14 protein-coding genes are annotated in these 11,408 nt (G+C 46.1%); 7 read left to right on the top strand and 7 right to left on the bottom strand.

Annotated elements, in window-relative coordinates:
- Positions 1 to 8 precede the first annotated feature (8 nt).
- Positions 9 to 1,091 carry an outer membrane-stress sensor serine endopeptidase DegS gene (degS, locus tag ACHA99_RS16900; protein ID WP_212600141.1) on the top strand — a complete coding sequence of 361 codons (1,083 nt, stop codon included), beginning with the start codon at positions 9 to 11 and terminating at the stop codon, positions 1,089 to 1,091.
- Positions 1,092 to 1,188: 97 nt separating this feature from the next.
- Here degS and murA read toward each other — a convergent pair whose 3' ends face one another.
- The 7 genes from murA to mlaF are packed head-to-tail and all read right to left on the bottom strand — an operon-like array spanning position 1,189 to position 5,820.
- Entirely contained in the window at positions 1,189 to 2,448 is a 1,260-nt protein-coding gene (gene murA, locus ACHA99_RS16895; RefSeq protein WP_105251399.1) for a UDP-N-acetylglucosamine 1-carboxyvinyltransferase, read from the bottom strand.
- Between the two features lie 9 nt (positions 2,449 to 2,457).
- Complete coding sequence (locus tag ACHA99_RS16890; RefSeq protein ID WP_006086065.1) at positions 2,458 to 2,715, bottom strand: BolA family protein; 258 nt, start codon at positions 2,713 to 2,715, stop codon at positions 2,458 to 2,460.
- 19 nt (positions 2,716 to 2,734) lie between these two features.
- Positions 2,735 to 3,019, bottom strand: a complete 285-nt coding sequence (locus tag ACHA99_RS16885) for a lipid asymmetry maintenance protein MlaB (RefSeq protein ID WP_105251398.1) — start codon at positions 3,017 to 3,019, stop codon at positions 2,735 to 2,737.
- Entirely contained in the window at positions 3,016 to 3,678 is a 663-nt protein-coding gene (locus ACHA99_RS16880; protein WP_105251397.1) for a phospholipid-binding protein MlaC, read from the bottom strand. The genes ACHA99_RS16885 and ACHA99_RS16880 overlap by 4 nt, the downstream gene beginning before the upstream one ends.
- Before the next feature lie 11 nt (positions 3,679 to 3,689).
- The gene (mlaD, locus tag ACHA99_RS16875) at positions 3,690 to 4,163 is read right to left on the bottom strand and encodes an outer membrane lipid asymmetry maintenance protein MlaD (protein ID WP_028759401.1); all 474 of its coding nucleotides are present in this window, start codon (positions 4,161 to 4,163) and stop codon (positions 3,690 to 3,692) included.
- Between the two features lie 56 nt (positions 4,164 to 4,219).
- Positions 4,220 to 5,005 carry a lipid asymmetry maintenance ABC transporter permease subunit MlaE gene (gene mlaE / locus ACHA99_RS16870; protein ID WP_105251396.1) on the bottom strand — a complete coding sequence of 262 codons (786 nt, stop codon included), beginning with the start codon at positions 5,003 to 5,005 and terminating at the stop codon, positions 4,220 to 4,222.
- Positions 5,002 to 5,820 carry a phospholipid ABC transporter ATP-binding protein MlaF gene (mlaF, locus tag ACHA99_RS16865; protein ID WP_063882287.1) on the bottom strand — a complete coding sequence of 273 codons (819 nt, stop codon included), beginning with the start codon at positions 5,818 to 5,820 and terminating at the stop codon, positions 5,002 to 5,004. The genes mlaE and mlaF overlap by 4 nt, the downstream gene beginning before the upstream one ends.
- 643 nt (positions 5,821 to 6,463) lie before the next feature.
- On the opposite strand from mlaF, the gene ACHA99_RS16860 reads away from it, so the two are divergent.
- The 6 genes from ACHA99_RS16860 to ACHA99_RS16835 all read left to right on the top strand — a co-directional run bounded on the left by ACHA99_RS16860 (position 6,464) and on the right by ACHA99_RS16835 (position 11,404).
- Complete coding sequence (locus ACHA99_RS16860) at positions 6,464 to 7,441, top strand: KpsF/GutQ family sugar-phosphate isomerase (protein WP_168825500.1); 978 nt, start codon at positions 6,464 to 6,466, stop codon at positions 7,439 to 7,441.
- Complete coding sequence (gene kdsC, locus ACHA99_RS16855) at positions 7,441 to 7,992, top strand: 3-deoxy-manno-octulosonate-8-phosphatase KdsC (protein WP_028759542.1); 552 nt, start codon at positions 7,441 to 7,443, stop codon at positions 7,990 to 7,992. The genes ACHA99_RS16860 and kdsC overlap by 1 nt, the downstream gene beginning before the upstream one ends.
- Positions 7,989 to 8,549, top strand: a complete 561-nt coding sequence (gene lptC / locus ACHA99_RS16850) for an LPS export ABC transporter periplasmic protein LptC (protein WP_105251394.1) — start codon at positions 7,989 to 7,991, stop codon at positions 8,547 to 8,549. Before kdsC ends, lptC begins: the two co-directional genes overlap by 4 nt.
- Complete coding sequence (gene lptA / locus ACHA99_RS16845; protein ID WP_105251393.1) at positions 8,536 to 9,090, top strand: lipopolysaccharide transport periplasmic protein LptA; 555 nt, start codon at positions 8,536 to 8,538, stop codon at positions 9,088 to 9,090. The genes lptC and lptA overlap by 14 nt, the downstream gene beginning before the upstream one ends.
- Positions 9,087 to 9,818, top strand: coding sequence for an LPS export ABC transporter ATP-binding protein (gene lptB, locus ACHA99_RS16840; protein WP_105251392.1), 732 nt, complete (start codon positions 9,087 to 9,089; stop codon positions 9,816 to 9,818). The genes lptA and lptB overlap by 4 nt, the downstream gene beginning before the upstream one ends.
- 107 nt (positions 9,819 to 9,925) lie before the next feature.
- Positions 9,926 to 11,404, top strand: a complete 1,479-nt coding sequence (locus ACHA99_RS16835; RefSeq protein ID WP_105251391.1) for an RNA polymerase factor sigma-54 — start codon at positions 9,926 to 9,928, stop codon at positions 11,402 to 11,404.
- Positions 11,405 to 11,408 lie beyond the last annotated feature (4 nt).

Below are 11,408 nucleotides of genomic sequence, written 5' to 3'. Positions count from 1 at the left end.
ATCCTGCCATGACTATAAAAGACACTCTGTTATATCTCGGTAAAGCCACCCTTTTCGGCCTTATCATGGCGGCCATGTTTTTATTGGTAACACGTTATTTCGATAACCAATCCCTCGGTAGTAGTCTGCTACAAACCCGTGCCAACAACACAGTCGAGCTATCCTTTGCCAAGGCGGTACGCCGTGCAGCTCCTGCTGTTGTCAATATTTATAGCCTCAGCATAGATCAGAATCGGCCACTTAATTCAGGCTCACTTCAAGGTCTAGGTTCTGGGGTGATAATGAGTAAAGAAGGTTATATTCTCACTAATTATCATGTCATTAAGAAAGCCGATGAGATTGTTGTCGCCCTGCAAGATGGACGCAAATTTACCTCTGAAGTGGTTGGTTTCGATCCTGAAACCGATTTATCGGTACTCAAAATTGAAGGCGATAACTTACCAATTGTCCCCGTTAATCTCGACAGTCCGCCTCAAGTCGGTGATGTCGTACTCGCTATTGGTAATCCCTACAATTTAGGCCAGACCATTACCCAAGGTATCATCAGTGCCACGGGGCGTAACGGCTTAAGTTCAGGTTACTTAGACTTCCTACAAACCGATGCTGCGATTAATGCGGGTAACTCGGGTGGCGCACTCATTGACACTAACGGCAGCCTTATCGGTATTAATACCGCAGCATTCCAAGTGGGCGAAGAAGGCGGCGGCCACGGGATTAACTTCGCTATCCCGATTAAATTAGCCCACAGCATTATGGGTAAGTTGATTAAAAACGGCCGCGTGATCCGTGGTGCTTTGGGTATTTCAGGTGAACCTATCAACCCTGTCATTGCACAAATTCTCAATCTGCCCGATTTAAAAGGTGTGGTCATTATGGGTGTCGATCCTAATGGCCCAGCGGCCCGTGCCCAGCTAATGCCAAGGGATGTGATTATTAAATACGACGGTGAAGATGTGCCAGGCGTTGAAATGCTGATGGACCGCATCGCTGAAACCACACCGGGTAAGAAAGTGATGATGACTGTGATACGCCAAGGTAAACAACAAGAGTTACCTGTGATTATCGATGAGAAGGTTGTGATCGATAACTAGAGCGTCACTCAGCATTACGCGCTCAAAGGCAGAAAACAAAAAACCAGCATTTAGCTGGTTTTTTAATGATTCAAAATTAGCTTAAATCAGTAACAGATCACTGAATACGCACAACCTGTGCGCCTAAACCTTGAAACTTATTCTCAATATGCTCATAGCCACGATCTAAGTGATAGATACGATCGACAATCGTCTTACCATCGGCCACTAAGCCAGCAATCACTAGACTCGCTGACGCACGTAAATCCGTCGCCATTACCTGAGCACCACTTAAAGATTCAATCCCTTGAATGATGCAGGTGTTGCCTTCAAGCTCCATGGTAGCGCCCATACGGATAAGTTCAGGCACATGCATAAAACGATTTTCGAAGATAGTCTCAGTTATGGTTGCCGTACCTTGTGCTAAGGCATTGAGCACACAAAACTGCGCCTGCATATCGGTTGGGAAACCAGGATAAGGTGCCGTCTTGATATTCACCGCCTTCGGACGTTTACCCTGCATATCGAGCTCAATCCAATCTTCGCCCGTAGTAATCGTCGCGCCTGCATCTTCAAGTTTTGCGATAACCGACTCCAGTGAAGCAGGATCGGCTTTTAAACAACGAATACGACCACGGGTCACCGCGGCAGCAACGAGGAAGGAACCGGTTTCGATACGATCTGGCATAACTCGGTAATTGCAGCCCTGTAAACGCTCAACCCCTTGGATACGCAGTGTCGCACTGCCTACACCAGTGATTTTTGCACCCATGGCAATTAAGCAATTAGCGAGATCGATCACTTCAGGTTCACGGGCCGCGTTTTCAATCACGGTTTCGCCATCGGCTAACGCTGCGGCCATCAGTAAGTTTTCGGTAGCACCAACACTCACCATGTCCATAAAGATATGTGCGCCTTTAAGACGACCATCGACACGGGCCTTGATATAACCTTCTTTCACTTCAATCTTGGCGCCCATCATTTCGAGGCCATGTAAGTGCAAGTTCACTGGTCTTGCGCCAATGGCACAGCCGCCAGGCAATGACACATCAGCCGTACCATAACGAGCCAATAACGGCCCTAAGATCAAGATAGAAGCACGCATGGTTTTCACTAGATCATAGGGAGCGCAAAACTCATTCAGATTAGTGGTAGAAATGCGGATCTGTCCGTCACCGAGTTCAGTCACTTCAGCGCCGAGACAGCGTAATAACTTACAGCTCGTACTCACATCACGTAGATTGGGCACGTTAGAAACCACAAAATCGGTTTCAGCCAATACACCCGCCATCAGAATAGGCAAAGCTGCATTTTTAGCACCTGAAATAATCACATCACCGGCAAGCGGGGGGCTTGCCTGAATTGTTAGTTTATCCACTTTTCCTCACTAGCTAGGCATGTTGAAAACTTTTTCGCGTTTCCATTGAGTCGGCGTGAAAGTTTTGATCGTTAATGCATGTAATTCACCGCTGGCAATGTGTGCCGTCAACGGTGCATAAATGGCTTGTTGCTGTTTGACTCGGCTCATACCATCGAAGCATTCACCTACGGCGATCACTTTATAATGGCTACCATCCGAGCTAGCGTGAACTTCTTCAAGCCCTAACGCATCACGTAAAATCTGTTCGATTAAGCTGCATTCCATGAAATCTATTACCCTATTCTCAATGCGCTTCTTCGGTAAAGAAGGCATCTAAATCATATAAATCAATTAGTTTTTTAAGTTGTGGTGAAGCAGAACTCAATACAAGTTGGCTGCGATGTTCACGCACTAACGCCAGCAAAAATGCCATGCCAGCGCTATCACTGTATTCGAGCCCAGACAGAGACAATATCTGGGTTGACTCATTTAGCAGTTGTTGTCGCTGTGGCCAAAGTGTAATGACATCGGCTTGAGTTATGCGCCCTTTGAGATGACAAACTGTACCCTGTTGCACAAATTCAATCACGACTGTGACTTCCCTGACTTAGCCTTCATGACCACTTTCTCTTTAGTGCGATCTTCGAGCATCTTAATCACGGGATCGATACCCTGTTGGCGAATTAGATTAGAGATTTCCGACTGCTTAGAAGACAGTAAGCTCACACCTTCGGCAACTAAATCAAATGCCTTCCATGAGTCATCCTTTAAACGGCGCGCCTTAAACAATAGTTTAATAGGTGGGCGACCGGCTTCGATGATCTGCACGTTTACATCGACCATTTTCTCTTTGCTGAAATCAATCCCAGGTGAGAATTCCACTTTTTGATTAGTATATTCAGTAAAGGCTTGGGCATAAGTAGAGATTAAATAACCTTCAAAAGCATTGACGAAACGATTGCGTTGCTCTTCGGTTGAATCCTTAAGATATTGGCCTAATACCTTATAAGAAGCGTATTTATAATCGACATAAGGCATGAGTTCTTCACGAACAATCACCTTTAAATGGTCTGAATTTGCATCGATTAATGCTTTATCTTTGTGAAAACGATCGAAGGTTTTATTGGCAACGGCTTTCACCATGGCATACGGATCTGTCGTATCGACAACCACATCAGCGGCGACTGCGCTCGTTGCCCCTAAAACCATCACTAACGGCAATAAAAAACGAGATAAGTTTTTAAACATAGCGGTAACCCCTATTTATCCTTCGAACCCATACTATATAAGAACTGACCAATCAGCTCCTCCAACACTAATGCCGAGCGAGTGTCGTCAATCTTATCGCCGTCTTTCAGCATACTGACATCATCGTCGACAAAACCCGGTGTTAACCCTAAGAATTGTTCGCCCAACAAACCCGAAGTCAAAATGGCTAAACTACTGGTTTCAGGGAATTTATCGTAACGCTTGTCCATCACTAATGTGACCACAGCCACTAACTTAACTGGGTCTAAATCTATGCTGCTCACTCGGCCAACGACAACACCGCCAACCTTGACTGGCGAACGCACCTTCAAACCACCAATGTTGGTAAAATTGGCTTGTATGGTATAAGTGCTATCGCTGCTTTTCACTTCAATATTGGCGACGTTAAAGACTAAGACCAAAAAAGCGGCCAATCCTGTTAAAAGAAACACACCCACTAATAATTCAATTTTTCGTGTCAACATGTTCAGCTACCACTCTGTTAATCCATCTAACCTGTGTCGAAATCCGCAGTGTTCCGTTAGCGGCCAAACATCAGGGCTGTCAGTAAAAAATCCAATGCCAATACAGCGAGGCTCGACTGAACGACAGTCTGGGTCGTTGCACGGCTGATGCCTTCCGGATTTGGGATCACTTGATAACCGCGATATAACGCAATCCAAGTGACCACTACGGCAAACACACCACTTTTGATCAAGCAGTTAACTATGTCCTGACGCCATTCGACAGACGCCTGCAGAATCGACCAAAACGCACCACTGTCGATCCCTTTCCATTCCACGCCAACAAGGTGCCCGCCATAAATACCTACAGCGGTAAACATCAACGCCAGCAATGGCATACTGATCACTCCAGCCCAAAAGCGCGGTGCAATAATCTGCCTTAATGGGTCAATCGCCATCATTTCTAAACTGGAAAGCTGCTCAGTACTTTTCATTAAACCAATTTCAGCGGTTAATGCTGAACCCGCCCGTCCCGCAAACAATAACGCGGTAACAACTGGCCCTAACTCACGCAGTAAACTGAGCGCCACCATAGGACCTAAGCTTTCTTCAGTGCCAAAACCAACTAAGATGTTGTAGCCTTGCAGTGCGAGCACCATGCCGATAAAGAGTCCTGAGACTAAAATAATCACCATAGATTGCACACCGACCACATAAATCTGGCGCACTAATAATGGAAAACCTTTACGCACGCGTGGCCAGCGAAAAATCGCACCCCACAGCATAAGGCCTGCACGGCCAAAACCGAGCACTAGCTCAATCGCGCTGCGGCCTAAGTCGGCTATACTGTCGATTAACTTCACTTGCCAACTCCTTTTGCCATTAATTCTTGCTGGTAATCATTTGCCGGATAATGGAACGGCACAGGGCCGTCCGGAGCACCTTGAATAAACTGTTTCAGCTGCGGATTATCAGCGTACTTTAATTCTTCAGGGGTACCGTGGGCGATGACTTTTTTGTCAGCCACCACATACACGTAATCGGCAATGCCAAGCACTTCATCCACATCGTGGGACACTACAATTGAAGTCAGATTCAGCGCATCGGATAACTCACGAATAAGCTTTACTAACACGCCCATCGATATTGGGTCTTGCCCTGCAAAAGGCTCATCGTACATCACCATTTCAGGTTCAAGCGCTATGGCTCTAGCCAATGCGGCGCGGCGTTGCATACCACCGGACAACTCGCTTGGCATCATCTGAGCGGCACCACGTAAACCTACGGCTTCAAGCTTCATCAGCACGATAGTGCGAATAATGTCTTCAGGCAGTCCAGAATGTTCACGCAGCGCAAACGCCACGTTATCGAACACATTAATGTCGGTAAACAGCGCGCCACTTTGAAACAGCATGCTCATCCGCTTACGCAGACTAAATAATTCATTACGACTCACGCCATGGATATCGTGACCGTCGAATAACACTTGTCCATGGTCAGGCGTTAATTGGCCGCCAATCAATTTCAACAGGGTCGTTTTGCCTATGCCGCTCGGCCCCATGATCGCCGTCACCTTGCCCCTTGGAATGGACAGGCTAATATCTTCATATATCACACGCTGACCGCGGCTAAACCCCAAATTACGGATCTCAACCAACGGCGTTTGTTCTTGAGTCATGCTTGATTCCGACATTTGCAAATGAGGTGATCCTAGTCTTCCTAGACTGACCAATCGAAGAGCCGCAAATTGTACGTAATTGCGCTTTAACCTACAACCGAATCGACACTATCGCCCTGCGATACTTTCAATTTGCCTCATTTACAGCGAAAATGCGCCCTAAGTTTTCACTCTGCACAGGTAAAATGTTACTTAATGTTTTCAACCTAGTTGCAGAATTGGCAGTATTGGCTAATTCGTTCGCACTTAGCTCACTCTTCGCCCACTTTTATCGGGGAGAGTCGATACGCAATTGCGCAATAGAGGCATCCCATAGGGTAATACCCGCTGCGATATGGGATAAATCCATTGAAATAAACGACAAAGACGATGATATTGCTCAAGACCTTCTGCCGCTAAACACGTTATTGTGCATGAATAGCTAACGCAGCTGAACTTGACGAGTCGGATCAATCGCTCTAGCCTGCCGCAATTGTTTTGCTGTTTTCGGTAATAAACCACAGTAAGACATAAGCTAAATTGTCTGAAAACAAACTAATACTTGGCAGAAAGCCTATTACATATCATCTTTATCGCGTACCAAATTGTGCTATTCCAATCCCATCAATGGGGCGACAAAGACAATGCAAAAAGAGAGATAGACATGGTAGACAAATCACAACTGCGCCAATGGGGTTGTAAAGTTATCGACATTGAAAAGTCAGCCCTAGACAATCTTTATCAATATGTTGATTCGGCTGAATTTGCAGAAGCTTGCGAGTTGATCCTCAACTGCACAGGCAAAGTGATTGTCATGGGAATGGGCAAATCGGGCCATATCGGCAATAAGATTTCTGCCACCCTCGCCAGCACAGGAACGCCCGCATTTTTTGTGCATCCGGGTGAAGCCAGCCACGGCGATCTGGGTGTATTGGCCGATAACGATGTGATTTTAGCGATTTCAAATTCTGGTGAGTCGAGTGAAATCCTCACCTTAATGCCGGTCATCCAACGTATGGGCGTGCCTGTTATTGCGGTAACGGGTAAACCCGAATCGAATATGGCGCGATTATCTAAAGTGCATTTATGTATTGAAGTCCCAGAAGAGGCTTGCCCACTTGGACTAGCACCAACCTCAAGTACCACAGCAACCTTAGTGATGGGCGATGCGATTGCCATTGCGCTACTACAAGCTAAAGGCTTTACCCGTGATGATTTTGCTATGTCCCATCCCGGCGGTGCATTAGGACGTAAGTTGCTGTTAAAAGTCTGCGATGTCATGCATAGCGGTGATGACTTACCGCTCGTCAACCACGATATTTGCATCACAGAAGCTCTGTACGAAATCTCCAAGAAAGGCTTAGGCATGACGGCGATTATTGATGATCAGCGCAAGCTGGTTGGTATCTTCACTGATGGTGATTTACGCCGCGTTATCGATGCCGAAGTGAATTTACGCACGACGCCCATTGCCGATGTGATGACACGTAACTGCGTCACGATCACGGATAATGTATTGGCCGCCCAAGCACTGCAAGTGATGGACTCAAAAAATATCAACGGATTAATTGTTATCGATAAAGATCGCCATCCTATCGGCGCTCTTAACATGCTAGACATGGTTAAAGCAGGAGTCATTTAATGCCACAGCAAGGATTTTACGGCCCAATCAGTGATGATGTGTGGCAACGCGCGCAAAAGATTAAACTGTTGATTTGTGACGTCGATGGGGTGTTTTCCGACGGCCGTATTTACTTGAGCAATAGCGGCGAAGAGCTCAAAGCCTTCCATACCCGTGACGGTTATGGCGTGCGCTCACTCCTCACCAGCGGTTTCAACCTCGCCGTGATCACAGGACGTCAATCCAAAATCGTTGAAAACCGTATGACAGCCCTTGGTGTTACCCATATCTACCAAGGCGTAGACAATAAGTTCGAGCCCTATGAAGCATTGCTCGCACTTTATGGTGTCACCCCAGAAGAAGTGGCTTATATCGGTGATGATATTGTCGATCTCCCCGTGATGAATGTCGTCGGTTTAGCGGTCAGTGTTGCTGACGGCCACCCCTATGTACGCCAACACGCCCATTTTGTGACTACGCTCAATGGTGGCCACGGTGCACTGCGTGAACTCACAGATCTGTTACTCCTAAGTCAAAATAAATTCACTTCGGCCCATGGAATGAGTATATGAGTCGTGTGACACTCGCGATTATCGCTTTTTTTGGAACCGCACTAGCGCTTTACTGGCAGGTCCAGAACAAACACAGCGGTGATTCCGATAACAGAGTAAAAGATCAAAATACCCCAGATTTCATCGTTGAAGATCTGCGCAGTGTTGAGTTCAATGAGCAAGGACTAGTGAATAGCCGTGTGACAGCGAAACACATGGAACATTATGATTCAACGAATCAAACTTTCTTTACTCAACCTGTTTATCTTGTTTATCCAGACCAAGGTAAAGCACAATGGCAGCTCAGGGCAGATCAGGGCAAGCTAAACAAGGAAACTGGCAAGGTTGTATTAGAAAATAATGTTATTATCGATGCCATTAGCCCAGAAGAACCGATTCAGACCTTGTCCACCAGTTATCTGGAACTCGATCTCAACACTATGATAATGACCTCTGACCGTACCATTTACGTCACAGGGAAAGATTTTAATATTCAAGGCCAAGGCCTTTATGCCGACCTCAACGCGCAAGAAGTGCAATTGACCAGTCAGGTAGTAGGAACATATGAAGCAAAATAACGTATTACTTGCCAGCCTAATGCTAATTATGAGCATGAGTGCTTTCGCGAAAGTGGGCGATTTAAAGCAAGAAGTCAAAATTAAAGCTGTGAGCCAAACTGCGGATATCAAAAACAACCAGATCATCTTCTTTGGTCCGGTGGAAGTTACCCAAGGCTCAATAAAAATCCAAGCAAATGAACTGCGTGCATTTTCCGCTGAAGGTGAAAATAGCAAAACTTTAGTCGCCACAGGCAACCCTGCTACGTATAGCCAGATATTAGACGATGGCCGTCCTGCATCGGCTAGCGCGAAAGAAATTCGTTACGATATGGCAAGCCGCACCTTAACTCTGAAAGGTATGGCGTCATTAGATCAAGCAGGTAGCCAAGTTACAGGCAATTTAATCCGCTATAACATGATTCAACAGAAATTGATGGCCGAGAGTACTGGCAGTGGTGACGATCGCGTGATCACTATTATTCAGCCTGAAAACTATCAAGATGATGCTAAATCAGACGCTCCGGCGGATAAACCTGTAAAAAAGCAGGACTCTAAATGACCCAAATCACCTTAAGAGCACAAAATCTGGCGAAAAGTTACAAGAGTCGCCAAGTGGTTAAAGACGTCAGTCTGACGGTAAAAACCGGTCAAGTCGTTGGCCTACTCGGTCCGAACGGCGCGGGTAAAACCACGACCTTTTACATGGTTGTCGGGCTAGTGAAGAGCGATAAGGGACATATCTTTATCGACGATGATGATTTAACCGCAGATCCTATGCATCTGCGTGCCCGCAAAGGCATAGGTTACTTACCGCAGGAAGCCAGTATCTTTCGTAAGCTAACTGTTCATGACAACATCATGGCCGTACTGCAAACTCGTAAAGAACTTAAAAACGAAGAACGAGAAGAAGAACTAGAACATCTGCTCGAAGAGTTTCATATCACCCACATCCGTGACAGCCAAGGCATGTCATTGTCGGGTGGCGAACGTCGTCGCGTCGAAATTGCGCGGGCTTTAGCCGCTAATCCTAAGTTCATTTTGCTCGATGAACCGTTTGCCGGCGTCGATCCTATTTCGGTTATCGACATCAAGAAGATTATCGAACAACTCAAAAGTCGCGGCCTTGGCGTACTGATCACAGACCATAATGTCCGCGAGACATTAGATGTATGTGAACATGCTTATATTGTGAGTCACGGAAACCTGATTGCCGAAGGAACTCCAGCAGAGATCTTAGACAATCAGCAAGTTAGGGCTGTGTACTTAGGTGAACAATTCAGGCTATAGTTAATCGAGCGAAGCCTATGGAGACAATTTATACCGCCATTGGGCTTCACTCAAAATGATAATAAGCGACCTCATCCAACAATAATAACGTAGGGATCAGCGGTAACATGAAAGCGTCACTCCAGCTCAAACTGGGTCAACAGTTAACCATGACGCCACAATTACAACAGGCCATACGTCTGTTGCAACTGTCGTCATTAGAACTGCAGCAAGAGATCCAGCAAGCATTAGATTCTAATCCCCTTCTCGAGCTGGAAGAGGATCAATTCGACGCCACTAAAACCCCTGTAAACCAAACGCTATCCGATACGGATTTCAGTGAATCTAGCACTCTGCCACCAGAAAAAGACAGCTCCACCATAGACACGGCAGAGTCGCTAACCAAAGAATCCATGCCCGATGAGCTCCCCATGGACACCACATGGGATGAAGTGTTTACCGCCTCCCCAAACTCAGGCCCCGGCGGTAGTCGTGAAGACGATATGCCCTTCCAAGGCGAGACCAGTGAAGGTTTGTACGAACACTTAGAATGGCAAAAAAACCTCACGCCGTTTTCTGAAACCGATTTAGCCATTGCCACCGCCATTATTGATGCCATCGACGATCAGGGCTATCTCACCCAAAGCACTGAAGAAATTCTCGAAGCTATGGGCAATCCTGAAGTTGAGCTTGACGAAGTCGAAGCCGTACTCAAGCGCATTCAGCATTTTGATCCCATAGGCGTTGCCGCCCGCGATTTAAGTGAATGCCTGCTGATCCAACTGTCGCATTTCGCCGCTGATACTCCCAACCTAGAAAACGCCCGTATGCTGATCAAAGATCATTTAGATCTGATCGCCGCCCGTGATTTTAGGTTATTGATGCGTAAGACTAAATTAAAAGAAGATGAATTAAGGGATGGTATAGCACTTATCCAAACCCTCAATCCTCGCCCAGGTTTGTTGATCACGCCCAATAATGACGAATACGTTATCCCAGATGTGTCTGTGTCGAAGAAAAATGGCCGCTGGGTCGTTGAGCTTAATCCTGACTGCATGCCAAAAATCAATGTAAATCAACATTATGCTTCTATGGCACGCAGTACCAAAAACCAAGCCGATAGCCAATTTATTCGCGGCCATCTGCAAGAGGCTAAATGGTTTATTAAGAGCTTAGAAAGCCGTAACGATACTTTGCTTAAAGTTGCTAATTGCATAGTGCAATATCAGCAAGGTTTCTTTGAGTATGGTGAAGAAGCCATGAAGCCTATGGTGCTTAACGATATTGCCGAAGCGGTAGAAATGCATGAGTCCACCATCTCACGGGTCACAACTCAAAAATACATGCATACCCCTAAGGGACTTTTTGAACTAAAATACTTCTTCTCTAGCCACGTCGGTACTGACGATGGTGGTGAGTGCTCATCCACAGCAATCAGAGCCTTTATAAAGAAACTGGTTGCAGCGGAAAACCAGAAAAAACCATTAAGCGATAGTAAGATGGCACAACTTCTGGCAGAACAAGGGATCAACGTAGCCCGTAGAACCATTGCGAAGTACCGAGAGGCTATGCTTATTCCACCTTCTAATCAGCGTAAAAGTTTATAACCTA

It is taken from the genome of Shewanella sp. S23-S33 (genome assembly GCF_043359565.1).
Taxonomy (GTDB): domain Bacteria; phylum Pseudomonadota; class Gammaproteobacteria; order Enterobacterales; family Shewanellaceae; genus Shewanella; species Shewanella oncorhynchi.
Note: the sequence above shows the minus strand (reverse complement) of the source record. Positions and strands in the feature narration are given on the sequence as shown.